The following is a 23,527-nucleotide window of genomic DNA, read 5'->3' on the forward strand; positions in this document are numbered from 1 at the left end:
GCCTCACCCTCTGAAATGAAAGAGGGCGCAGGGAAGACCGGGAGCCCGCTGGCACCCGAGGTCCACTGTGCGGAATCTGCGTGGTGAGAAGCTGCACAGCGGCATACAGGTGTAGCCAGGACATCCCGGCCTTCCCTGCGCAGTGGTTGGAACGGCTTATGTCGTGCTCTCCCCGGGGAGCGATGCACTATTGCCCCCGTCGCCTTGCGGATGGCTGGTGCGCGCGTCCGGTCGGACCGCCACATCACCGCAACACTTGGCGCACAGACCCCGGGCGCCAGGACCACACGATTTTGCCGTACGCAGATGGCACCTGTCGCATGCGCGGCGAGCTTGCTCACGGTCTCCCGCCCTGCAAATCCGTTCGCGCCAACGCCATCTGCGTCCACCGCCGCCCGGCCCGCGTTCGTGACGATCGCGATACGCCCCTCTTCCTTGGGCCGGGTTGCGGCGATTCATACGTCTTTTCCGAATTTCGGTAAAGCGGAATCTTTCCGACTTCGAGCATTGACCGACCGCTGGCGTGTTTTGCCCGACAGGCACCTCGATATCTTGTACGACCTGTGTTGATTTGCCCGACCGGGCGCCACATTGGTATGGTGCCTGCAAGCGCTTCAGCCGCCATTTCCTCGACAGAATGAGACAATGCCAAGCTCAAGACCCGATCGCATCCGAAAGCTCCTCGCCGACCTCGTCGGCTTCGACACCATCAGCGACCGCACAAACCTGCCCCTGATTGCCCATATCGAAAGCTATCTCGCCGGGTTCGGCGTCAAGGGTGAGCGCATCGTAGACGAGACCGGGCAGAAGGCCGCTCTCTGGGTCACAATCGGGCCGGAGGACCGGCCGGGCTTCGTGCTGTCCGGCCATACCGACGTGGTGCCTGTCGTGGGCCAGGACTGGAGCCATGATCCGTTCAAGCTGGCGGAGCGGGACGGCAAGCTCTATGGCCGCGGCACCACCGACATGAAGGGATTTGTGGCGGTGTGCCTCGCCATGGTGCCGGAGATGGTGGACGCTAGGCTGAAGACGCCGATTCATCTGGCGATCTCCTATGACGAGGAGATCGGCTGCGTCGGCGTGCGGCCGATGCTGCGCGAGGTCGCCAGGAAGAAGGTCAGGCCACTCGGTTGCTTCGTCGGCGAGCCGACCCAGATGCAGGTCATCATCGGTCATAAGGGCAAGCACGGCGTGCGGGCCACGTTTCGCGGGCTCGCCCGCCATTCCTCGATCGCGCCGGAGGGCGTCAATGCGATCGAATATGCCGCCGAGCTGATCGTCGAAATCCGCCGCCGCGCCATGGCGCTCGCAGCCGCGCACGCGACGGACAGTCTCTACGACGTTCCGCACTCGACGCTGCTCACCAGCATCGTGCACGGCGGTGCCGCGCTCAACATCGTGCCTGATACCTGCACGGTGGAATTCGAGTGCCGCGGCATCGGCATCACCGAGTCGCGCGAGGTCACCGATGCAATCGTCGCCTGGGCCAAGGCCGAACTCGAGCCTGCGATGAAGGCAAGGAATGCGGAGTGCGGCATCGCATTCGAGGAGATCCTCGACTACCCCGCGCTCGACACGGAAGCCGATGCTCCAATCGTCACCCTGGCCAAGAGCCTGGCGGGACGCAACGACCACGCCAAGGTCGCCTTCGGCACCGAGGCGAGCCTGTTCGCCGACATCGCCGATATCCCCTCCGTGGTGATCGGCCCCGGCTCGATCGCACAGGCGCATACGCCGGACGAGTTCGTGGAGATGGCGGAGCTGGAGAAATGCGGAGGCTTCGTGGAGAGGCTGATCGCGCATTGCGTGAAGAGCTGAGCGCCTCCCGTCATTGCGAGGAGTTCCTGCGACGAAGCAATCCAGACTGCCAGTAGAGGGCACACTGATTGCCTCGCGGAGCCTGTCATCGGGCCGCGCTTCGCGCGGACCCGTTGGCTCGCAACGACGGTGGAATGAGTCGCCTCATCACCGCTGTCATGCCCGGCTTGACCGGGGGCGTCCAGCGGGCCGCGGCGTCTCGATTCAAGCACTGGCGTCTCTGAAATGCGGGATTGCTCGCCTTCGCGGACAATGACAGCGAAGGTGTGGGAATGACGCAGCTCCCCATATGCAAAAGGCGCGGCCACCGGCCGCGCCTTCGTCATTTCTACACCGCGCCCGCCTTCTGCGCATATTCCCACGAGGCCTTTGACAGCGGCACGGTGCGTTTGGCGGACTCCAGCGCCTTGGCGTTGGCGGCGGTGCCGTCGCGGACGCGGCCGGCGATGCCTTGGGTAATGCCGGCAAGGCGGAACAGGTTGTAGGCGAAGTACCAGTTGAGATCTGGCACCGTCATCTTGGTGACGTTGCAGTAGATCTGCGCGGCCTCTTCCAGGCTCGGGATGTTGAGCGCCTTGAGGTCGGCGCCCTCGAGGCCCGGCATGATCCACTGCATCAACAGATAAGTGAAGTCGGCCATGGGATCGCCGAGGGTCGACAGCTCCCAGTCCAGCACGGCCTGCACGCGCGGTTCCGTCGCGTGGAAGATCATGTTGTCGAGGCGATAATCGCCATGGACGATGGAGACGCGCGCCTGCTCCGGCACCGTCTTCGGCAGCCATTCGGCCACCTTCTCGAACTCGGGAATGTGCTGCGTCTCGGATGCGCGATATTGCTTGGTCCAGCGGTCGATCTGGCGTGCAAAATAATTGCCGGGCTTACCGAAATCGCCGAGACCGATGGCGTCGGGATCGAACATGTGGAGCTTCGCCAGCGTCTCGATCTTGCTGGTGAAAATCTTGCGCCGGTCGTCCGGCGCCTGGCTCGGCAGCGTCGGATCCCAGAACACACGGCCCTCCTCCATCGACATGATGTAGAAGGCTGCACCGATGACGCTGTCGTCCTGGCAGAGTGCATAGGCGCGCGCGACCGGAAAGCCCTGCTTTCCGAGCGCAGCGATCACGCGATACTCGCGATCGACCGCATGCGCCGACGGCAGCAGTTTGCCGAACGGCTTTCTGCGCATCACGTAGGAGCGGTTCGGCGTGTTGAGGCGATAGGTCGGGTTGGATTGGCCGCCCTTGAACTGGAGCACGACCAGGGGGCCTTCAAAACCTTCGACATGCTCGCGCATCCAGGCTTCGAGGCGCAGCTCGTCGAAACGATGCCGCTCCTCGACCGGCTTGGTACCCGAGAACTCTTCGTCTTTCCTGACGCCGTCCGCCACAGTGACGCTCCCTCTTCAGTCCTGACCATTTCAGGTCGAGCATGATCCTAGTCGGTAACCGCTGACGCACTTGCGTCAAGCGGTCACCGGATCATGCCCTCTCATTCGTCAAGCCGGGAGCGCCTCCAGGCTCTCCCGTCTAATGACCGGGAGAGTTTGCATACTTCCGAACCTCAAGTCTGGCAATGGCGCGGTTATGCACCTCGTCCGGACCGTCGGCGAGACGGAGCGTGCGGATGTGGGCGTAGTCCTTGGCAAGGCCCGCTTCGTCCGAGACGCCGGCGCCGCCAAAGGCCTGGATCGCCTCATCGATGATCTTCAGCGCCATGTTGGGCGCCGCGACCTTGATCATGGCGATCTCGGCCTGCGCGGTCTTGTTGCCGACCTTGTCCATCATGTCGGCGGCCTTGAGGCACAGGAGGCGGGTCATCTCGATGTTGGTGCGGGCTTCGCCGATGCGCTGCTCCCACACGCTGTGCTCGACGATCTTCTTGCCGAAGGCGGTGCGCGAGGTGAGACGCTTCACCATCTTCTCCAGCGCCTCCTCGGCCTTGCCGATGGTGCGCATGCAGTGATGGATGCGACCCGGACCGAGGCGGCCCTGCGCGATCTCGAAGCCGCGACCCTCCCCGAGCAGGATATTCTCCTTCGGCACCCGCACGTTCTCGAGCAGCACCTGCGCATGTCCGTGCGGCGCATCGTCGAAGCCGAACACCGGCAACATCTTCTCGACCTTGATGCCGGGGGTGTCGAGCGGAACCAGGATCTGCGACTGCTGCTGGTGCTTGGCCGCCTTGAAATCGGTCTTGCCCATCAGGATCGCGATCTTGCAGCGGGGATCGCCGACGCCGGACGACCACCATTTGCGGCCGTTGATGACGTAATGATCGCCGTCACGCTCGATGCGGGTTTCGATGTTGGTGGCGTCGGAAGACGCAACCGCCGGTTCCGTCATCAGGAAGGCCGAACGGATCTCGCCGTCCATCAGCGGACGCAGCCACTTGCGCTTCTGCTCCTTGGAGCCGTAACGGATGAACACTTCCATGTTGCCGGTGTCGGGCGCGGAACAATTGAACACTTCCGAGGCCCAGGTGATGCGGCCCATCTCTTCCGACAGCAGCGCATATTCGAGATTGGTCAGCCCCGCGCCGCGGAATTCGTCGTCCTCGTGCTCGGACGGCGGCATGAACATGTTCCAGAGGCCTTCCGCCTTCGCCTTCTTCTTGAGGTCTTCCAGGATCGGGATGACTTTCCAGCGGTCGCCACTCTTGTCCTGCTGGTCGTAGATCGGCACCGCCGGGCGCACGTGCTTGGCCATGAAGGACCGCACGCGGTCGAGCCATTCCTTCTGCTTGGGGGACATATCGAAGTCCATGGGACGCTCCTCGCTTCTTTCAACAGACACTCTTGCGCCGGATTGTCCTCCCGCTCCGCGCTACCCGCAATGGTCGAGAGTGCGGGCGCTTCTGACCAAGCCGCGAAGTTGCGACCGAGTCCGAATGCGGATTGACTTTTCCGGCCTTCAAACGATAGTTTCATACAACTGTTTGATTTGCAACTCCTCCCCTCCGGGACATTTCATGGCCAGCGATCACACCAGGTCCGCCATTCTCGCCGCCGCCGAACGGCTCTACGCCGATCGCGGCTTCGGCGACGTGACGCTGCGCGACATCGTCGCGGCTGCCAATGTCAACCTGGCCGCGGTGAACTATCATTTCGGCTCGAAGGACGAGTTGATCGCGGAATTATTTGTCACGCGCTCGATCGCCACGAACCGCGAGCGCCTGCGCGAATTGAAGGCGGCGGAGGAGCAAGGCGGCGGCCGCGCGCCGATCGAGGCGATCTTGCGCGCCCTCGTCGGTCCGACCTTGCGCGGCTGCCTCGGCCCGGAGACCCAGCGCTCCACCGCCGCGCGCTTCATGATCCGTGCCTCGATCGAATCCGTGCCGCCGATCCGCCGCATCAAGAACCGCGAGATCGACCATTTGCGCAAATTTGCCGGCGCGATGCGACGGTCCCTGCCCGATCGGAGCGAGGTCGATATCTATTGGGGCCTCAACTTTGCGCTCGCGATGGCGCATCACACCATCCGCGAGAGCGAGCGACTGACGAAATTGTCGGAAGGCAAATGCGATCTCGATGACGTCGAGGACGTGGTCGCACGCGTGGTCAGCGTGGCGACGATGGCGCTGACGGCGGGAAAGGGCGAGGCCAAAGCCCCCGCGCGCGCACTCGCACGGGACGCGCGCTGATCAATGAGCCCGGTCGAAAGCCGGCGCGAGGTCAGTTCGGCGTGGCGGAAAATGCCTGAATCTTGCGGCTAACGCGGCGGCTAGACCCGCTGCGGCATCTCCTCGGCCTCTTCCTTGGCGAGCAGCAGCAGCATCTCGATACCCATCTCGCCTTCCTGCGGCGAGCGGATGAACTTTATTTCGTCCGCGCTCTGCCGCAGCGCGGCAATGATGGCGACGGCCTGATTGGCGGTGGCCGCCTCGGTCGCCAGAATGGACTTCTGGTCCTTGGCCTGGAACCCGATCGTGTAGGACATTCGCTTCCCTCCCGAACTCAAGTGCAGGGATCGAATCAGAGTCGCGCGCGAAGCGGAAGCCTGTGCGACTACGGACCGGGATTATCTGGGGATTGCGCGCAAGCTTCACGCAAGCCCCGGCATGCGGGCGTCCTGCACGACCAGGCACATTCCCCGGCGCTCCACGGGAGAGGCTAGGAACGCGCTAGATGATCCCCAGCTGCTTCAAGGCCGCGATCTTCTCCGCGTCAAAGCCGAGCTTGCCGCCGAGCACCTCCTGCGTGTGCTCCCCAAGCAGCGGCGGCGCGCGGTACTCCTTGATCGGCGTCTCCGACAGGGTCAGCGCATTGCGGACCAGCGACAGATCCGGCTCGAAAGGATGTTTGACCTTCACGCGCATGCCGCGCGACTGAACGTGCGGATCGGAGAACACCTGCTCGAAATTGTTAATCGGACCTGACGGCACGCCGGCCTCCTCCAGCTTCTCCAGCCAGTAAGCCACCGGCTTCTTCAGGAACAGGCCGGCGAAGATGGCCATGATCTCTTTGCCGTGCACGACGCGGTCGTTGTTCTTGACGAAGCGGGGATCGTTCGCGAGCTCCGGCTCGCCGAGCACGGCGCAGGTGCGCTGGAACTGCCCGTCGTTGCCGACCACCAGCATCAGCTCGCCATCGGCGCAGCGGAACACACCGGCCGGCATCCCGCCATTGCCCCAAGTGCCGCGGCGCGGCGGCGTCTTCCCGTTGACCAGATAAATCTGCAGCCAGTGCGACAGGGATGCGATGACGGTGTCGAACAGGCAGACGTCGATGTGCTGTCCCTGGCCGCCCTTGGCGTCGCGATGATAGAGCGCCGATAGGATCCCGATCGAGGCATTCATCCCGGTCATGTAGTCGACGATCGACGGGCCGACCTTCATCGGGCCCTCACCCGGCTCGCCGTCGATATGGCCGGTGACGCTCATCAACCCGCCCATCGCCTGCAGGATGGCGTCGTATCCGGCGCGCGGCGCGTACGGGCCGGTCTGGCCGAAGCCGGTGACCGAGCAGTAGATGATGCCGGGATTGATCGCCTTGATGGTCTCGTAGTCGAGGCCGTAGCGCTTGAGATCGCCGACCTTGTAATTCTCCATGAAGACGTCGGCGTCCTTGGCGAGCTCGCGGACGATCGCCTGCCCTTCCGGCTTGGCGATATTGACCGTGACCGACTTCTTGTTGCGGTTGGCGCAGAGATAGAACGAATTGTTGTTGTTGGCCTTGCCATCGGGGTCATTCAGGTAAGGCGGTCCGAAGGCGCGCGCGTCGTCGCCGGTGCCCGGCCGCTCGATCTTGATCACCTCCGCGCCGAGATCGCCCAGCATCTGGGCCGACAGGGGCCCGGCAAGCACGCGGGTGAGGTCAAGGATCTTGATGCCTGAAAGCGGCAGGGCCGACATGTCGATTTCCTCCGGAGAACTGATCTTGGCGCGGCGGCGAGGCCGCAGGCCGCGCTTCCTGCGGATACACTATTTCGAAAGTGCGAGCATTGCACTGGCGGTATGCGGCCATCTCCGGCCGCCTCAGGGGGCCGTTGCCGTCCGCGATTTTCCGCGCCGCGAATATTGCCTGAGCGGCTCAGATTGCCCCGGCCAAACTTTGAAAAACCAGGCAGGGTTCGAAAAAGACAGCGCCCGCCTCAAGCGGTATGGCCGGGATCGACGTGCTTCGGGGTCTTCTTGTCGCGTTGGGGCGTCATCTTGGCAGGATCGGGCGCGCCAGGCACGCCGCGCGGACCGAGCTGGTCGCGCTGCATGTCGTCCTCGGAGCGGGATGGCTCGATGCCGTTGGGCTCGCGGGGCTTGGTCATTGCGGCCTCCTTCTTGCGAACGCTATCCGCCGACTGGGCACTCTACACACCCAGCGCGTTATCGCCGGCTTCGCGGCCGGGCACGCTGACATGGACCTCGTGTCCCTCACGGAGGGCCAGTGATGCCGCGGCGACTGCCGACTCGAATGCGGCTTCCTTGGTGGCGTACCGGCTCCTGACGTCGCCGTCATGCAGCACGCCCCATTCGTCCTGTACCGGCACGATGGCGTATTGAGCGAGACCCATTGTCCTCCTCCTGGCTTGGGCTTTAACTGTTCCGAACTCCCAACGCGGGACCGGGCTTAACGTTGCGTCAGCCGCGGATGCGCTGCCTTCACCCGCCACAACGTGTTGCCGCTGTCGTCGGCAACCAGCGGCGCACCGGTCTTGTCGATGGCGACGCCGACGGGGCGTCCGCGCCCGGACCAGGCGGCTGCCGATGAAGTCAGTCAGCCCCACGATGGCGGCGAGCACGCCGAAGATGACACCGACCACCAGGAGCCAGGCGGAAAAGTCCGCCCACATGATCTCGGCGCTCGCGACATAGGCGATTTCGGCCGGCAGCGCCCCGATGAAGCACGCAATCGGGATCGGCACCAGCATCGGATGGATCGGATGGCCTGCGATTGCGCCGTGGAGCGCACGCGCACATCCTTTTGCACGATCGGGCTCGTGCAACTTTCGCTGCCCGAGCCGCCAACTCATGCATCGGGTGAAGGTTCCTTCGATCTCTGCATTGCACAACGAGCCAACCACATGTTCGGGAGGAACGGAATGGCACGCCCCGAAGTCTTGGACTCAATCATCCTTTCGGAGACCGCAGCGTGGATCAGCCTGGCGACGGAGCCTCCTTCAGTCCTGCATCCAAGCTCGACGGCGTCTCGCGGCGTCAAACCAAGCAGGTCGAATCCCAGAGCCGGCCGAGCGCCGCGCTCATCCATGAAACGATCCGCGCAGAGGGCGAGCAGGAATTGGAGCGGCGCTGGTGGGCGATCGTCCTCTCCGGTCTTGCCGCCGGGCTGTCGATGGCCCTGTCGCTGATCGTTCAGGGCGCGTTTCACGGGCTGATTTCGGATGATGCGACGCGGCGCCTGGTCGCTCCGCTCGGCTACACGGTGGGCTTCCTCGTCGTGGTGCTGGGACGGCAACAACTGTTCACTGAGAACACGCTGACGCCGATCCTGCCGCTCTTGCACAACCGGGACCTCCGCACCCTGGCAAGCGTGCTCAAGCTGTGGTTTCTGGTCCTTGCTTCGAACATCGCAGGAACCTGGGCGATCGGGTCGGTGCTCGCCCACACCAGCATCTTCGAGCCGCGCATTGTGGACGCCTTCGTCGACCTCAGCCGGCATACGGTCGAGGGGACGTTCTCGACCACCTTCGTCCGGGCCATCTTCGCCGGCTGGCTGATCGCCTTGATGGCCTGGCTTCTTCCGGCGGCGAAGGAATCACGCGCGCACATCATCGTCATAATGACCTATGTCGTCGCGCTCGGCGGGTTCTCGCACATCGTCGCAGGCTCCGTCGAGTGTGCCTTCCTGGTGCAGAGCGGCCGGGCATCCCTGGCCCAATACGCCTCGGACTTCTTCATGCCGACACTGCTCGGAAACATTCTCGGCGGAACGACCCTGGTTGCGCTGCTGAACTACGGACAGGTCGCAGCGGAAATCGACGATCACAGGGAATAAACCCGCCCGAAAGGTGCGATTTGGTCAGGAACGATAGGCGCGAACCGGGCTTGCCTCAACAATCAACATGCGACCACAAGCAGGATCATTCATATGAGCGTGGAGACCAAAAGCCCATTCGACAAGGAACCGGCGGAAGGATCACGTGACATCATCGACCGCGAACTGCAGCGCGCTGACGATTCCGAGAAAAACAAGGTCGATCATCTCCCCGGCGTGAAGGTCAGCGGGCAGCCGCAAGGTGGTGCCGTCGACCGTGCGCGCGAGGAACGCGAGCAAGAGAACGCGAAGCAGAAATAGCCGATCGATCGCAGGCTGCGCTCGGCTCCAACTCTGCATCGACGTGCGGATACGCCCGATCTCACACTTCCAGCCATTGCGCGCGAACGTCGCCGTTCGACTTCAGTTGCTCGGGCGTCCCTTCGAAGACGACGCGACCGTGTCCCATAACGTAGACCCGGTTGGAGATCTTCATCGCAATCGACAGCTTCTGCTCGACGAGGAGAATCGCGACGCCGGCGTGCGCAATGCGGGCAATGAGATCCCCGACCTGCTGTACGATGAGCGGGGCAAGACCTTCGGTCGGCTCGTCGATCATGATGAGATCGGGGTCGCCCATCAGGGTCCGGCAGGTCGTGAGCATCTGCTTCTCGCCGCCTGACAGCACCCCCGCAGGCGTGTCGGCCCGCGCGGCAAGATTGGGAAACATGTCGAGCATGTCCTGAAGCTGCCATTTGCCGGGACGTCGCGTGTCCTTGATACCGAGGAGCAAATTCTGGCGAACGGTCAGACCCGGGAAGATGTCACGATGCTCCGGCACATAGCCGAGACCGAGACGCGCAATCCTGTAGCTCGGCAGCCCGGCGATGTCCTTGCCCTTGAAGCGGATCGTGCCTTGCGGCGCGACCTCGCCCATGATCGCCTTGACCGTGGTCGAACGCCCGACACCATTGCGGCCGAGCAGGCTCACGACTTCGCCCGAGGCGACATCGAGGTCGACGCCCTGGAGAATGTGGCTCTTGCCGTAGTAGGCGTGCAGATCCCTGACCTCGAGCATCAGTGCGCCTCCTCGCCGAGATAGGCTTCCTTGACCTTCGGATCGCGCCGGATCTCTTCCGGCGTGCCCGAGGCAATGATGTGGCCGTAGACCAGCACGGAAATTCGATCGGCAAGGCCGAACACGACGCTCATGTCGTGCTCGACGATCACGAGCGTCTTGCCTTCCGTCAACCGCCGGATCAGCGCCACCGCACGGTCGGTTTCGGCATGGCTCATGCCGGCGGTCGGCTCGTCCAGCAACACGACATTGGCACCGCCGGCGATGGTGATGCCGATCTCAAGCTCGCGCTGCTCAGCGTAGGTCAACAAGCCCGCCGGAACATCGCGCCGGTGCGTCAGATGGATATCGTCGAGTATCTGAGAGGTACGTTCGCGCACCTCAGGCAGGCTGTCGACGTTCTTCCAGAACGCGTAACGGTGCCCCGTCGCCCACAGCACGGCACAACGGACGTTCTCCCAGACCGACATGCGGGAGAACACGTTGGTGACCTGGAACGACCGCGACAGGCCGCGCCGGTTGATCTCGAAGGGCCCGAGACCGGAGATCACATCGCCGTTCAGTCTTACCTCGCCCGAACTCGGCCTGATATGGCCGCTGATCAAGTTGAACGTCGTCGATTTGCCGGCACCGTTCGGACCGATGATGGCATGACGCTCGCCTTGCGCGACGCTGAGATTGAGGTCCCGGATAATACCGACGTTGCCAAAGCGCTTTTCGACAGCGTTAAGTTCGATGGCTGCCGTCATGCCAGATACCCCCGGTCGCGCGCGATCGTCGCCGCGCGATCCCAAGCATCGGCGACTCGTCGCCAGCTGAGGCGCGCCACGAAGAAGCCGACGACGATAAGGATCGCCGCACTCGCCCACGTCATCGGCGACGCCGGAGTGAAGGCAACACCGAACAGGTTGATGGGGCTGCTTTGGCCGCTATGGGTGCGCGCGATCGATTCGATCGTCAGGATCACGCCGCAGGCCAGCGCCAGGGTCGGCACCGCCGCGACGACATAGGACGGAATCACCGTCTGCAAAGTTCCGGCACGAGCCAGCGGCCGGTGCATCATGATCAGGCCGGCGATGCCGCCCGGAGACAGCATCACGATGCCGATGAAGATAATGCCGAAATAGAGCTGCCACACGCCGGTGACGCTGGTCAGCCCAAGCTGCAGATATGTCACGAGGATCGCGCCAAGGATGGGGCCGAAGAAAAATGCGACGCCTCCGATAAAGGTCGAGAACAGCACGAGGCCGGACTGGATCGCGCCGAGATAGGCCGCGTTGGCAATCTCGAAGTTGATCGCAGCCAAGCCTCCAGCCACGCCGGCGAAGAACCCGGCAAAACAGAAGGCAATGTAACGGACCACGTGCGGATCATAGCCGATGAACTGGACGCGCTCGGGATTGTCGCGAACGGCGTTGCTGATCCGCCCCAGCGGCGTCCGGGTCAGCGCGTACATCGCGATCGCGGAGATCACCAGCCAGAACGCGATCAGGTAATAGACCTGAATCTGAGGACCGAAAGTCCAGCCGAACATTTTCGGCAAAGCCGTGCGGTCGGTCGAGATCCCGGACTCACCTCCGAACACGGAACGCAGGATCAGCGAGGAGGACGCTACCAGTTCGGCAATGCCCAGCGAGATCATCGAGAACACGGTGCCGGCGCGCTTGGTCATCACCCAGCCGATGATCATTGCGAAAGCAAGACCGCCGAGCCCGCCGAACAACGGTATGAAGGGAAGCGGGACCGGCCAGCCGTGCGAGACCACGGCATTCATCACATGGCAGGCCGCGAAGCCGCCGAGGCCGTAATGCACCGCATGGCCGAACGACAGGAGGCCGGTCTGGCCGAGCAAGATGTTGTAGGACAGCGCGAACACGATCGCGATGCCGATCAGGCTGAAGGACGTGAGCGAGCCGCCGGAGGAGAAGATCATCGGCAGGAGGATCAGCGTAGCGATGCCGACCAGCCAGACGCCATAAAAGCGCAGGCTGTCGCCGGCGGACTTGCCTGAGATGTTCGATGCGGAAGTCGTCGTGGCGTTCATGACTCGCGCGTCCCCATCAGGCCCATGGGGCGTACGATTAGAATGATCACCAGCAGAAGATACGGCACGATCGGCGCCACCTGGGCGATCGTGACGTTCCAGATGTCGGTAAGCACGGAGGGGCCCGCCGACGGGTCCAGCGGACCGAAAGCACTCGCCAGCGAACCGTTCAACGCCACCGCAAAGGTCTGCACCAGGCCGATGACGAGCGAGGCGATGAATGCGCCCGGCAAGGAGCCGAGGCCGCCGAACACGATGACCACGAACAGGATCGGGCCCAGTGCCGCCGCCATATCGGACTGCGTCACCAGGGCCGGACCGGCGATCACGCCCGCAATTCCCGCAAGCGCGCTGCCGACGCCGAACACTAGCATGAACACGCGTCCGACATTGTGACCGAGATGTCCGACCATGTGGGGATGCGTCAGCGCCGCCTGCACGATCAAGCCGACCCGCGTACGCTTGAGCACGATCAACAGCGCGACGAAGATCACGATCGACACGGCCAGCATGAAGATCTTGTAGGCGGGATAGTTGGTCGAGAAGATCGTGAAGGCCGGAAAGTCGAGCAGCGCCGGCACGCGGTAGTCGACGGGGCTCCTGCCCCACATCATCGCCACGATTTCCTCGATCGCGAATGCGAGACCGAAGGTCAAAAGCAGCTCCGCGACGTGGCCGTGCTTGTGCGTGTTGCGCAGGCCGTAGCGTTCGACGGCCATGCCGATCGCGCCGACCAGCAGCGGTGCCAACAGCAGCGCCGGCCAGAAGCCGATCCATTTGGTGAGCTGAAAGCCGAAGAAGGCGCCGAGCATATAGAAGCTGGCGTGGGCAAAGTTGAGCACGCCCATCATACTGAAGATGACGGTCAGGCCGCTCGACAGCAAGAACAACAGCATACCGAACAACAGACCGTTCAGTGTCGATATAACGATCAGTTCAAGCACAGCATTCACACCTCTAGCCGGGACCGAGAAGGCCTCGGCGAATTCGTCGGTCCCGTCCGCGAACCACGACCTTCCCGCGGCCGCCGTCGGCCGCGGGAAGGCAAAGCTTAAGGGCTTACGGCCGGGTCATCTTGCAGGTGGTGGGAACCATCGTCTTGGACGTATCGATCTTGGAAACCAGGTGCCATCCCCAACCGGTGCCTTCCTCGTCGAACGGCTCGTTTGCCGCGAGCTTGCCGAAGGACGAGATGTAGATCGGCTGGAAGAACTGGTGATCATCCTTGCGCATGAGGCCCTCGCCACCGTCCAGCACCTCGAATTTGAGATCCTCGAGGGCAGCCGCGACCTTCACAGGGTCAAGCGAGTTGGCCTTCTCCGCCGCCGCCTTGAACATGCGCATCTCGTTGACCGCGCGGGGATACCACAGCGACATATTGACCTTGGCGCGGAATGCTTTCTCGAACTCCATTGCCGGCTGGTGGCCCGAATTGGCAAAGCCTTCCGTGATCTGGAATACCTGATGGTCCAGGCCGGTCTGCTTGATCGCCGTCGGACCGCCAGCGCCGCCGGCATAATAGGTATACCAATTGACCTTCAGGCCGGCATCGGCAGCTGCCTTGAGCAGCAGTGCAATGTCCTGGCCCCAGTTGCCGGTCACGACACTATCGGCGCCTGACGCCTTGATCTTCGCGATGTAAGGCGAGAAGTCGGTGATCTTCAGCAGCGGATGCAGTTCGTCGCCGACGATCTGGATGTCCGGCCGCTTGGCGCCCAGCATCTTGCGCGCATCGGCGCGCACGGACTGGCCAAAGGAATAGTCCTGGTTGATCAGGTACACTTTCTTGATCGCCGGGACATCCTTCATATAGCTGGTGAGCGCTTCCATCTTGATGTCCGAGCTGGCATCCCAGCGGAAATGCCAGAAGCTGCATTTTTCATTGGTCAGGCTCGGATCGACAGCGGCATAGTTGAAGTAAAGGACCTCCTTGCCGGGATTGCGCGTGTTGTTCTTGGTGATGAAATCAGACAGAGCAGCGGCCACCGACGAGCCGTTGCCTTGCGTGATATAGCGGGCGCCGGCATCAATAGCCTTCTGCGCCTGCACCAGGCTTTCCTGCGGGTTGGTCTTGTTATCAAGGGGCAGGATTTCGATCTTGCGTCCCAGTATGCCGCCCTTGGCGTTGATCTCGTCGGCCAGATACTGGAACGTCTTCAAGCCACCTTCACCGACGCTGGCGCCGCCGCCGGACAGCGGATCGATGTAGCCGATCTTGATGGTCTCCTGCGCGAATGCCGCTCCTCCGAGCACCGTCAGCGCTGCCGCCGCAGCAATTATGAGTTTTTGCATTCTGGCTTTCTCCCTTTTGGATGTTCTTGTTCCTTGGCGATCGAAGCTGCCATGCAACGTCGGTCGCGCCACCTTCGCTATCCCAAATATTGAATACTGTGTAAAGTTTTGACGCAAGCCATAATTGTGTCGTTAACACAAAGATTGTCGCCCCCTCCCCCTCATTGAAATTCAAGTCAACTTTTGTCCGCCTGCTCGTCCCAGCTTTTGTCGAACGATCCAGTTGAAGGACGTGGATCCTTCAACGGGCCGAGCTGGGCCGGATTGGCTGTTCAGGCCGAACGACGACGCGGCTTGAGCCCCGCGAGGAACAGCCGCGAAAAATGATCGGCGATCTGAATTGGTGACCAGCCCCGCACATCTCTGAACCAGATCGGGTACCAGTGGCTCATACCAGTCAAGACACGTTCCGCGAAATGCGTGTCGACCTTCCGGAAGTGCCCCTCGTCGATCCAACGTTGATGGTTCTTCTGGTCCTGGCCGATCGTTGCGAGCACCTGCTCCACATAGTGTTTTCGGTCAACGTCGTTGAGATAGTTGATGTTGTGGTAGGTCGCCTTGGGGCCGCATGGGGTGTCGTGCAGCATCAGCAACAGACGAACTCTCTGAACGATGTGATCAAACGCTCCAAGCCCCAGATCCTGCAAATGTTCCCGAATGCCGATCTCGCCGACGAGCCCTCTTTGCAGGCAAGCCAGCAAGAGACTCTCTTTTTCGCTGAAGTGATAATAGATGCCCGCGCGGGTCATCCCGGCTTCCGCCGCGATGCTCTCAAGAGACGTGCCCAATGCCCCCCTTCGATTGAAGCTGTCCGAAGCAATCGAGAGCATTCTGTCCAGCTTCGCGGCGCGCTTATTCAATCTCGAGCGAGCCTGGAGAAACGGCGCGAGACTCGGCGGTTCGGGCATGTCCGGTAAAGCGATATCGCGCCGATAGACTCCATGCGTGACGATGTCATCAATCGCATCAATCGCCTGTTCGCGCGTGTAGTAATCGCGCTCGGAGAGCCAGAACGGAACCCAGTCCAGGATGGAGATGAGAGCCACGGCGACAACGAGCGGCTCATCGCAAGCTATCGAGCCGTCTCCAACGCCTCGCTTCACAATATCGGCCAGCAGCGTGGCATTCTGCCAGCGCCTGGCGTGCACGTCATTGCTGTAAGATGGGGCCAGTGCATCGATGTCGGAAAACAGGATCATACGCTGACCTTCACGCCGCAGCCGGGCGCGTATGATGCGCCTGACGACCTCGAGCCCGTCGATACCCGCTTCGGCCGCCGTCTCGATCTCGTGCCTGTAGATCGCGAGCCCGCGCAGGTAGCAGTGATAGATCAGGTCCTCCTTGTCGCGAAAGTAGTGATAGAGCGCCCCCGGCACCGATCGAACCGACGCTGCAACCTGCTCCATCGTCACATTCGCATAGCTATGGCGGGCAAATAGCCTCGAAGCTGACGCGAGGATTTCTTCAGCTCGGTCCGACGGGAAGGCGGCAACTTGCAAGCTCGAATATCCTTCCTGATCGTGGATCGCTTCATGCACGAGCGATGTCCAGTAGCCCAAGTCGGGTATATTTTTACTATTAGATGAGGAGTTCGGCCAGTATCGTCCGACGATCGTCCCGGCCGGACCGCCGTGGGTGAAGCCCCACAGGCAGGCCACGGATACCGCGGCCGTTCGGACATCGAGACCAAGAGCTCATTCGAAAAGGGAGGATCATGCGATATCGACGGGCGCGAACTTCAGCGCGCTGAGGCTGCCGAGAACGACAGGATCGATCATCTTCCCGGTGTGAGGGTCAGCCGACAGGCTCGAGGCGGCGCGGTGGACCGCGCGCGGGAGGATCGCGAGCAAGCGAAAGAAAAGTGGCTGACGGCGCCCGAGCGAGCAGCTTGCCAGGAACCGACGCGAAGCTCCGCCCGGGTGAAGTTAGTCCTCGCCCCCGCAATTCCTGCGAGATATCAGGGAGCGTGTCTCAGACCCAGTTTTTCACGAACGTCGTCGTCATCGATCGTCTGGTTCAGACGCTCGCGGTTGCCGGCTTCGAAATCTTCAGCAAACGTCTCGAGCGTGCGAAACGCGTCACCAGCGCTCGGCGCCACATCGATGTGAGCAATCGACTGGCCGTTGACCCTGAGGTCGGCCTCTCCCCAAGGAGTAGTGTCAATCGTCAGCCGGTCGCCGCCGGCGGTCGCGGTGAAGTGCTGGACGGTGGACTTGGAGGTCGGCAGTGTGAGATCCGGCGTCCAGTCGATCGGCTTGTCGGTCATGTCATCTTCTTCCCAAGACACGGCCGAGAGATAGACGATCCTGTGCACGCAGACTTGACCTGGATCAGTTTCGCGTTTTCATCGGAGCGATCGGCCGTCGCAACGGTCCAAGCTCTGGACAGCGAACGTGGGGGCGACAAGGTGTGCCCACGGCATCCGTAGCGGCGATTCAATCCGGGAAACGGGCGGGACTTGCGGCCTCACCGGACATCGAGTCCGCGGGCCTTGGAGCGGGTGAAGGGAATCGAACCCTCGTATTCAGCTTGGAAGGCTGCTGCTCTACCATTGAGCTACACCCGCGTCGGCGATCCCCTAACACGGCTGGGCGGCTGTCTCAACTGCCCAGGAGGCCGCGTTTCGGCGTCCTCCACCCTGTTGCGAACCTGCCGCCGGTTCCTCCACACCCCGCCCCTTAACAGCGGCGCGGTTGCCACCTATATTGAGGACTTCCGAAACCAACGAAAGGAGGTGATCCAGTGTCTTATCTCAAGCGCTGTCACCTCGCTGGGATCGCCCGCTGAGCTTTGAGTGAGGCTTGGCATCGGGGCGCTCTCAGCCCTGGACCAGCGAGCAAGAAATCGGGCGCGACGGGGCCTCCCCGCCGCGCCTTTTCTTTGCTCTCGCCTTGATTGATGCCCAGTCAGCCGGCGCGAAGCCGTTCGCGCAGGGCGACGGCGGCGATCAGCATGCCGATGCACCAGGCTACGACTGCGCGGTGTGGCTCCTCCCCGAGCAGCACCGTGAAGATGCTTGCCAGAAGGCAGGGCGCGATGGCCTTGCCGGTCCGGCTCATCAGCGCGACCAGGAACGGTATCGCCGCGACCGATATTTGCAGGACGTTCATCTTCGAACGAACCGGTTCGTCGGAATAGCTCAGAAGCCGCAGATGTTGCGCGCGCGCGGGCGCTTGCCGCCCCGGCTCTCCGCGATCCGCTCGCCGCCGTTCTCGGCCGAGCTGCCATAGTAGCGGTGATGGCCGGCCTGATCGTGCAAATCGGCCGGAGCCGACTGTCCTGCCCGCCGCGCGTCGCAGATGATCTTGATGGTGTGACCCGACATTGCCGCCTCCAGCAAAGAACTTGTTGTTGTGGTCCATCAGTCGCGACCACTTTTGGCGGCGTTCACATGGCAAGCCCGCAATCGGGTTTCAGGACGGTTTCGTCGCACCCCCGGCAATGCAATATTTTCCGGTTCGGGTTTGTCGGCTTAGCCTCAGGTGCTACGTCCTTGGAGTCTGTCTGGCAAAACAACGAGGTGATGATGCTGTACGCCATCCTGGCCTATCACGTGGAAGACGAGGTCATGTCGTGGACGCCGGAGCAGGACGCGGCAGTCGTCGCCAAAGTCATCGAGGTTCAGGCACCCCTGAGGGAAAGCGGACAGTTCGGCCCGGCGGCCCGTCTGGATGAAACCCGGAAGGCCCGCACCTTGCGTGGCCCCGGGCCGGGAATAGTGCTGGACGGCCCGTTTGCCGAGACCAAGGAGCAGCTTCTGGGATTCCACCTGATGCAGTGCGATACCGAGGATGAGGCAATCGCAGCGGCGCGGAAGCTGCGCGCGGTCAATCCGACGGCGGTCTACGAAATCCGCCCGATCAAGCTTTACGTGCCGGCCGATGGGTTCGACGCGACGGAGGGGTGAACTGCCGCCCTACGCGTCCGGTCTGATCCGCGCACCGTAGAAGCGCTGGATCAGGAGCCCTGCAAAGGCGATGTTCCACAAGAAGGGCGCGACGTGCGGCGCGAACGCCGCAACGATCGTGCCCGGGATGAACACCAGCAGCGGAAACAGCGAGGCAAGCATCTCGTGCCGCCAGCTGCCCAGGATCGTCCACCACAGCCACGCATTGAGGCCGGCGATCGCGGTCAAGTGCAGGCCATAGAGCACGGCGACCGCGCTGCTCATGCCGAAATTGGTATACAGGCCGTTGGTCACCGGCAGCAGCACGATCGAGAGCAGGAAGAACAGATTGAGGATCACCGCGCCGCGGCTGCCGACGGGCTGGCGAGCCAGCCTCCGGTGATGGCTGATCCAGAACACGCCGGCGATAATGAAGCTGAGCGCGAAGCCGGCGAGCTTGCCGGAATAGACATGGGCGAGATCGCTCCAGTCAGGCGCGCTGGTAAACACCGCCGCCTTGGGCAGATCGTAGGCCAGCAACGTCATGGCGACGCCGAAAATGGTGTTGCTGAGCGATTCCAGCCGCCGCATCTCGAACTGGTCGGGCTTGAGCTCGGTCATGTCGGGTGCGCACTCTTCGGGCTGGAACTTTGGGCCGCCCTTCCCCTAAATCCTAACCTCGGGTTCGTCCAGCTGCATTGCGATTCGTGACGGGATGGCCGACTCTCGGCCTTTCACCGGGGCGATTCGTGGCGACATATCTGGACACGCTCAATGCGGAGCAGCGCCGCGCCGTCGAGCATGGCGTGACCGAGGGCTCGACCGTGGGCGCCCCCCTGCTTGTCATCGCCGGCGCGGGCTCCGGCAAGACCAACACGCTGGCCCACCGCGTGGCGCATCTGATCGTCGCCGGCAGCGATCCCCGACGCATTCTGCTGATGACGTTCTCCCGCCGCGCGGCAGCCGAGATGGCTGGCCGGGTCGAGCGCATCGCCCGCAAGGTGCTGGGCGAGAACAACGCCGCGATCATGCGCGACGCGCTCACCTGGGCCGGCACCTTCCACGGCATCGGCGCGCGGCTCCTGCGCGAATATGCCGAGCGGATCGGCGTCGATCCCGCCTTCACCATCCACGACCGCGAGGACTCTGCCGACCTGATGAACCTGGTGCGGCACGAGCGCGGCTTGTCGAAGACCGAGTCCCGCTTCCCGGCGAAGGGCACTTGCCTCTCGATCTATTCCCGCTGCGTCAACGCCGAGATGGAGATCGAGAAGGTGCTGGGGCAGCACTATCCCTGGTGCGCGGGCTGGGCCGCCGAGCTGAAAGGCTTGTTCGCCGCCTATGTCGAGGCCAAGCAGGCCCAGCACGTGCTCGATTACGACGATCTCCTGCTCTACTGGTCGCAGATGATGAGCGATGCGCTCATCGCCGGGGAGATCGGCGGCCGCTTCGACCACGTGCTTGTCGACGAATACCAGGACACCAACCGCCTGCAATCCTCGATCCTGCTGGCGCTCAAGCCCGACGGCCGCGGCCTCACCGTCGTCGGCGACGATGCCCAGTCGATCTATTCGTTCCGTGCCGCCACGGTTCGCAACATCCTGGACTTCCCGCAGAGCTTTTCGCCGCGCGCCGAGATGATCACGCTGGACCGCAATTACCGCTCGACGCAAGCGGTGCTGTCGGCAGCCAACGGCGTCATTGGCCTCGCCCGCGAGCGTTTCACGAAGAACCTCTGGACCGATCGCACCTCCGGGCAGAAGCCGCAGCTCGTCACCGTGCACGACGAGGCCGACCAGGCGCGCTACATCGTCGAAGCGGTGCTGGCCAACCGCGAGCAAGGCGCGCTGCTCAAGCACCAGGCGGTGCTGTTCCGCACGTCCTCGCATTCGGGACCGCTCGAAATTGAACTCACGCGCCGCAACGTCCCCTTCGTCAAGTTCGGCGGGCTGAAATTCCTCGATGCCGCGCATGTCAAGGACGTGCTGGCGCTGCTGCGCTTTGCCGAAAATCCGCGCGACCGCGTCGCCGGCTTTCGCGTCCTGCATCTGCTGCCGGGCATCGGCCCGGCAACCGCCCAGCGCGTGCTCGAGCAGATGGCCGAGAGCACCGACCCGCTTGCCGCGCTCGGCCGCCTCCCGGTGCCGGCGCGCACCGGTGCGGACTGGATCGACTTCGTCCGCATCATCGAAAATCTGCGCTATTCGGAATGGCCTGTCGATCTCGAACGCGTGCGGCTCTGGTACGAGCCGCACCTCGATCGCATCCACGAGGATGCCGAGACGCGCCGCGCCGACCTGATGCAGCTCGAGCAGATCGCGAGCGGCTATGCCTCGCGCGAGAAATTTCTGACCGAGCTCACGCTCGATCCGCCCGATGCGACCAGCGACAAATCCGGCCCCCCATTGCGCGACGAGGATTATCTGATCCTCTCGACCATCCATTCGGCCAAGGGCCAGGAGTGGAAGTCGGTGTTCGTGCTCAACGTCGTCGACGGCTGCATGCCCTCCGATCTCGGCGCCGGCACCAGCGCCGAGCTGGAGGAGGAGCGCCGCCTGCTCTATGTCGCGATGACGCGCGCCAAGGACGATCTCCACCTGGTGGTACCGCAGCGCTTCTTCGTCCATGGCCAGGCTGCCAAAGGCGACCGCCACGTCTACGCCTCGCGCACCCGCTTCATCCCCGAGCAACTGGTCTACCTGTTCGAGCGCACGGCATGGCCGAGGGCCGCGGCCGGCGCGGCGCGCACCGCGGCCCAGGGACCGAAGGTCGACATCGGGGCGAAGATGCGCGGGATGTGGCGGTAGACACAAGAGGCTGATATCGGCACCTGTCGGGATAACTCGAACAACAGAGGTCCGATATGAAAGCCGTCGTCGTCGAGCAATATGCCCCCATCGATCAAATCGAGCTGAAGGAAGTCCCTCGCCCCGTTGTCGAGCCTGGCCAGCTACGGATCCGGGTGGAAGCTGCCGGAATCGGATTCGTCGACGGCTTGAAGATCGAAGGACGCTATCAGACCAAGGACCCCCTCCCCTTCATTCCCGGGACGGAGTTCGCGGGAGTGGTCGCGGACGCGCCCGGCGCGCCGGGCGGCTATCAACCAGGCATGCGCGTGATGGGTATGACGCGATCTGGCGCGCTGGCCGAAGAGATCGTCGTCAAGCCCGAAGCACTCCATCCGCTGCCGGAGGGCGTCGCGGCCGAAGTCGCCGCATCGTTTCGCGCCAACTACCTGACGGCACTTTATGCACTAAGCGCGCGCGCATCGCTCTGCGCCGGCGAGCAGCTTCTCGTGCTTGGCGCGGCGGGCGGCACCGGGATCGCGGCCATCCAGATCGGCAAGCTGCTCGGCGCGCGCGTCATCGCGGCCGCGTCGACACCGGAGAAGCGCGAGTTTGCGCAAGCGCACGGCGCCGACGCCGTCATCGACTACACGCAGGCCGGCTGGCGCGACACGCTCAAAGAACTGACCGCCGGACGCGGGGCCGACGTGATCTTCGATCCCGTCGGAGGCGAGATCTCGGTGCAGGCTTTCCGGTCCATCGCCTGGCGCGGACGCCATCTGGTGGTCGGCTTTGCCGCAGGCACCATCCCCGCGCTGCCCTTCAATCTGCCGCTGCTGAAGGGCGGCGCTCTACTCGGCGTCGATCTCGCGCAGATCCCCCTGCGCGAGCCCGACGTGCAGAAGCGTCTGATGTCGCAGTTGACGGGTTGGCTCGCCGACGGCCAGCTGAAACCCGTCGTCGGCCGCATCTTTGCGCTGGACGACTTCCGCGATGCATTCAAGTCGATGCAGACGCGCGCTGCGCTCGGCAAGATGGTCGTGCGGATCGCGCGATAGACTTCGCAAACGGAAACCGAGCATTTCCGAATGCCGACTTGTGGCGCGGCTGCGGTCCATTAAGTCTGGCCGATCCTCCCACAGAGACCCTGATCGATGACTGCACCGCTTCAATTCGGATTGGACTCCTTTGGCGACGTCACCAAGGACGCCTCCGGCACGCTGCTTCCGCACGCTCAGGTGATCCGCAACGTCGTCGAAGAGGCAGTGCTGGCCGACGAGCTCGGCCTCGACTTCATCGGCCTCGGCGAGCACCACCGCGCCGATTTCGCGATCTCCTCGCCCGAGACCGTGCTCGCGGCGATCGCATCGCGCACCAGGCGCATTCATCTCGGTTCGGCCGTGACGGTGCTGAGCTCGGACGATCCGATCCGCGTATTCCAGCGCTTTGCCACGCTGGACGCGGTCTCCAACGGCCGTGCCGAGGTGATCCTCGGCCGCGGCTCGTTCACCGAATCCTTTCCGCTATTCGGCTTCGACCTGCGCAAATATGAGGAGCTGTTCGAGGAGAAGCTGGATCTGTTCGCCGCGCTCCTGTCGCAGCAGCCGGTGACCTGGGAAGGCAAGCTGCGCCCCCCGCTGCGGGATCAGCTGGTCTATCCGCCGGTCGAGACCGGCACGCTCCAGACCTGGATCGGCGTCGGCGGCAGTCCGCAATCGGTGGTGCGCGCCGCGCACTACGATCTGCCTTTGATGCTCGCGATCATCGGCGGCGATCCCGCGCGCTTTGCGCCCTACGTCGAGCTCTATCACCGCGCGTTCAAGGAGTTCGGCCGTCCGGCCCAGCCGATCGGCGTGCATTCGCCCGGCTATGTCGCCGAAACGGATGCGCAGGCGCGCGAGGAGCTTTGGCCCGATTACAAGGCGATGCGCGACCGCATCGGCAAGGAACGCGGCTGGCCGCCGATGGGCCGCGACGAGTTCGTCAGCGAGATCGAGCACGGCTCGCTCTATGCCGGCTCACCGGAGACGGTTGCGCGGAAGATCGCGAAGACCGCCAAGGTGCTCGGGATTTCGCGGTTTCAACTGAAGTACTCTGCGGGGCCGCTGCCGCACGAGAAGCTGATGCGGAGCATCGAGCTCTATGGCCGCAAGGTGGTGCCGATGGTCAGGGAGATGCTTGCCGGTTGATCCACGTC

The 23,527-nt window shown here is 63.2% G+C and carries 24 protein-coding genes, 1 tRNA gene and 1 pseudogene; 8 read left to right on the forward strand and 18 right to left on the reverse strand.

Annotated features, from left to right (window positions below; genetic code table 11):
• Positions 1 to 645 precede the first annotated feature (645 nt).
• Positions 646 to 1,818 carry an acetylornithine deacetylase gene (gene argE / locus K408_RS0121985; protein ID WP_024340674.1) on the forward strand — a complete coding sequence of 391 codons (1,173 nt, stop codon included), beginning with the start codon at positions 646 to 648 and terminating at the stop codon, positions 1,816 to 1,818.
• Between the two features lie 328 nt (positions 1,819 to 2,146).
• Here argE and K408_RS0121990 read toward each other — a convergent pair whose 3' ends face one another.
• A complete protein-coding gene (locus K408_RS0121990; protein WP_024340675.1) occupies positions 2,147 to 3,205 on the reverse strand; it encodes a phosphotransferase family protein in 1,059 nt (352 codons plus the stop codon).
• A 139-nt stretch (positions 3,206 to 3,344) separates the two neighbouring features.
• A complete protein-coding gene (locus tag K408_RS0121995) occupies positions 3,345 to 4,580 on the reverse strand; it encodes an acyl-CoA dehydrogenase family protein (protein ID WP_024340676.1) in 1,236 nt (411 codons plus the stop codon).
• 205 nt (positions 4,581 to 4,785) lie between these two features.
• On the opposite strand from K408_RS0121995, the gene K408_RS0122000 reads away from it, so the two are divergent.
• Positions 4,786 to 5,457 carry a TetR/AcrR family transcriptional regulator gene (locus K408_RS0122000; protein WP_024340677.1) on the forward strand — a complete coding sequence of 224 codons (672 nt, stop codon included), beginning with the start codon at positions 4,786 to 4,788 and terminating at the stop codon, positions 5,455 to 5,457.
• 80 nt (positions 5,458 to 5,537) lie between these two features.
• Here the strand turns inward: K408_RS0122000 and K408_RS0122005 are convergent, their stop codons facing one another.
• The 5 genes and pseudogenes from K408_RS0122005 to K408_RS44130 all read right to left on the reverse strand — a co-directional run.
• Positions 5,538 to 5,753 carry a hypothetical protein gene (locus tag K408_RS0122005; protein WP_024340678.1) on the reverse strand — a complete coding sequence of 72 codons (216 nt, stop codon included), beginning with the start codon at positions 5,751 to 5,753 and terminating at the stop codon, positions 5,538 to 5,540.
• 184 nt (positions 5,754 to 5,937) lie between these two features.
• On the reverse strand, positions 5,938 to 7,167 hold the full coding sequence (locus K408_RS0122010) for a CaiB/BaiF CoA transferase family protein (protein WP_024340679.1): 1,230 nt from the start codon (positions 7,165 to 7,167) through the stop codon (positions 5,938 to 5,940).
• A 239-nt stretch (positions 7,168 to 7,406) separates the two neighbouring features.
• On the reverse strand, positions 7,407 to 7,577 hold the full coding sequence (locus K408_RS42835) for a hypothetical protein (protein WP_196232390.1): 171 nt from the start codon (positions 7,575 to 7,577) through the stop codon (positions 7,407 to 7,409).
• Positions 7,578 to 7,619: 42 nt separating this feature from the next.
• The gene (locus K408_RS0122020) at positions 7,620 to 7,823 is read right to left on the reverse strand and encodes a hypothetical protein (RefSeq protein ID WP_028145980.1); all 204 of its coding nucleotides are present in this window, start codon (positions 7,821 to 7,823) and stop codon (positions 7,620 to 7,622) included.
• A 228-nt stretch (positions 7,824 to 8,051) separates the two neighbouring features.
• Positions 8,052 to 8,282, reverse strand: a pseudogene (locus K408_RS44130) (DUF2231 domain-containing protein); the annotation flags it as partial.
• Between the two features lie 119 nt (positions 8,283 to 8,401).
• Here K408_RS44130 and K408_RS0122030 point away from each other — a divergent pair.
• Both K408_RS0122030 and K408_RS38440 read left to right on the forward strand, forming a co-directional pair.
• Positions 8,402 to 9,265, forward strand: coding sequence for a formate/nitrite transporter family protein (locus tag K408_RS0122030; protein ID WP_024340680.1), 864 nt, complete (start codon positions 8,402 to 8,404; stop codon positions 9,263 to 9,265).
• Positions 9,266 to 9,358: 93 nt separating this feature from the next.
• Positions 9,359 to 9,565: a hypothetical protein gene (locus tag K408_RS38440; protein ID WP_024340681.1), complete on the forward strand. Its 207-nt coding sequence runs from the start codon at positions 9,359 to 9,361 to the stop codon at positions 9,563 to 9,565.
• 61 nt (positions 9,566 to 9,626) lie between these two features.
• On the opposite strand, the gene K408_RS0122040 is transcribed toward K408_RS38440, so the two are convergent.
• The 10 genes from K408_RS0122040 to K408_RS0122090 form a co-directional block, all read right to left on the reverse strand.
• Positions 9,627 to 10,322, reverse strand: a complete 696-nt coding sequence (locus K408_RS0122040; protein ID WP_024340682.1) for an ABC transporter ATP-binding protein — start codon at positions 10,320 to 10,322, stop codon at positions 9,627 to 9,629.
• Positions 10,322 to 11,071 carry an ABC transporter ATP-binding protein gene (locus tag K408_RS0122045; protein WP_024340683.1) on the reverse strand — a complete coding sequence of 250 codons (750 nt, stop codon included), beginning with the start codon at positions 11,069 to 11,071 and terminating at the stop codon, positions 10,322 to 10,324. The genes K408_RS0122040 and K408_RS0122045 overlap by 1 nt, the downstream gene beginning before the upstream one ends.
• Positions 11,068 to 12,366 carry a branched-chain amino acid ABC transporter permease gene (locus tag K408_RS0122050; RefSeq protein ID WP_024340684.1) on the reverse strand — a complete coding sequence of 433 codons (1,299 nt, stop codon included), beginning with the start codon at positions 12,364 to 12,366 and terminating at the stop codon, positions 11,068 to 11,070. The genes K408_RS0122045 and K408_RS0122050 overlap by 4 nt, the downstream gene beginning before the upstream one ends.
• The gene (locus tag K408_RS0122055; protein ID WP_024340685.1) at positions 12,363 to 13,310 is read right to left on the reverse strand and encodes a branched-chain amino acid ABC transporter permease; all 948 of its coding nucleotides are present in this window, start codon (positions 13,308 to 13,310) and stop codon (positions 12,363 to 12,365) included. Before K408_RS0122055 ends, K408_RS0122050 begins: the two co-directional genes overlap by 4 nt.
• 115 nt (positions 13,311 to 13,425) lie before the next feature.
• Complete coding sequence (locus tag K408_RS0122060) at positions 13,426 to 14,658, reverse strand: branched-chain amino acid ABC transporter substrate-binding protein (RefSeq protein WP_024340686.1); 1,233 nt, start codon at positions 14,656 to 14,658, stop codon at positions 13,426 to 13,428.
• Positions 14,659 to 14,930: 272 nt separating this feature from the next.
• Positions 14,931 to 16,196 (reverse strand): TetR/AcrR family transcriptional regulator, encoded by a 1,266-nt coding sequence (locus tag K408_RS0122065; protein ID WP_162250093.1) that lies wholly within the window; start codon positions 16,194 to 16,196, stop codon positions 14,931 to 14,933.
• A 419-nt stretch (positions 16,197 to 16,615) separates the two neighbouring features.
• Entirely contained in the window at positions 16,616 to 16,924 is a 309-nt protein-coding gene (locus K408_RS0122075; RefSeq protein WP_155248566.1) for a hypothetical protein, read from the reverse strand.
• Between the two features lie 226 nt (positions 16,925 to 17,150).
• Positions 17,151 to 17,224: transfer RNA gene (locus K408_RS0122080), tRNA-Gly, on the reverse strand.
• Positions 17,225 to 17,564: 340 nt separating this feature from the next.
• Positions 17,565 to 17,768 (reverse strand): hypothetical protein, encoded by a 204-nt coding sequence (locus K408_RS0122085; RefSeq protein WP_024340689.1) that lies wholly within the window; start codon positions 17,766 to 17,768, stop codon positions 17,565 to 17,567.
• Positions 17,769 to 17,797: 29 nt separating this feature from the next.
• Positions 17,798 to 17,983, reverse strand: coding sequence for a hypothetical protein (locus tag K408_RS0122090; protein ID WP_024340690.1), 186 nt, complete (start codon positions 17,981 to 17,983; stop codon positions 17,798 to 17,800).
• A gap of 201 nt (positions 17,984 to 18,184) precedes the next feature.
• On the opposite strand from K408_RS0122090, the gene K408_RS0122095 reads away from it, so the two are divergent.
• Positions 18,185 to 18,565, forward strand: coding sequence for a YciI family protein (locus tag K408_RS0122095; RefSeq protein WP_024340691.1), 381 nt, complete (start codon positions 18,185 to 18,187; stop codon positions 18,563 to 18,565).
• Positions 18,566 to 18,574: 9 nt separating this feature from the next.
• Here K408_RS0122095 and K408_RS0122100 read toward each other — a convergent pair whose 3' ends face one another.
• Positions 18,575 to 19,165 (reverse strand): TMEM175 family protein, encoded by a 591-nt coding sequence (locus K408_RS0122100; protein ID WP_024340692.1) that lies wholly within the window; start codon positions 19,163 to 19,165, stop codon positions 18,575 to 18,577.
• A gap of 128 nt (positions 19,166 to 19,293) precedes the next feature.
• On the opposite strand from K408_RS0122100, the gene K408_RS0122105 reads away from it, so the two are divergent.
• The 3 genes from K408_RS0122105 (at position 19,294) to K408_RS0122115 (ending at position 23,519) form a co-directional block, all read left to right on the forward strand.
• Positions 19,294 to 21,351: an ATP-dependent helicase gene (locus K408_RS0122105; RefSeq protein ID WP_024340693.1), complete on the forward strand. Its 2,058-nt coding sequence runs from the start codon at positions 19,294 to 19,296 to the stop codon at positions 21,349 to 21,351.
• Between the two features lie 56 nt (positions 21,352 to 21,407).
• Positions 21,408 to 22,388 carry an NADPH:quinone oxidoreductase family protein gene (locus K408_RS0122110; protein ID WP_024340694.1) on the forward strand — a complete coding sequence of 327 codons (981 nt, stop codon included), beginning with the start codon at positions 21,408 to 21,410 and terminating at the stop codon, positions 22,386 to 22,388.
• Positions 22,389 to 22,484: 96 nt separating this feature from the next.
• The gene (locus K408_RS0122115) at positions 22,485 to 23,519 is read left to right on the forward strand and encodes an LLM class flavin-dependent oxidoreductase (protein WP_024340695.1); all 1,035 of its coding nucleotides are present in this window, start codon (positions 22,485 to 22,487) and stop codon (positions 23,517 to 23,519) included.
• Positions 23,520 to 23,527: the final 8 nt, after the last annotated feature.

Origin of the sequence: Bradyrhizobium sp. in8p8 (genome assembly GCF_000426845.1) — a bacterium.
GTDB lineage: Bacteria > Pseudomonadota > Alphaproteobacteria > Rhizobiales > Xanthobacteraceae > Bradyrhizobium > Bradyrhizobium japonicum_C.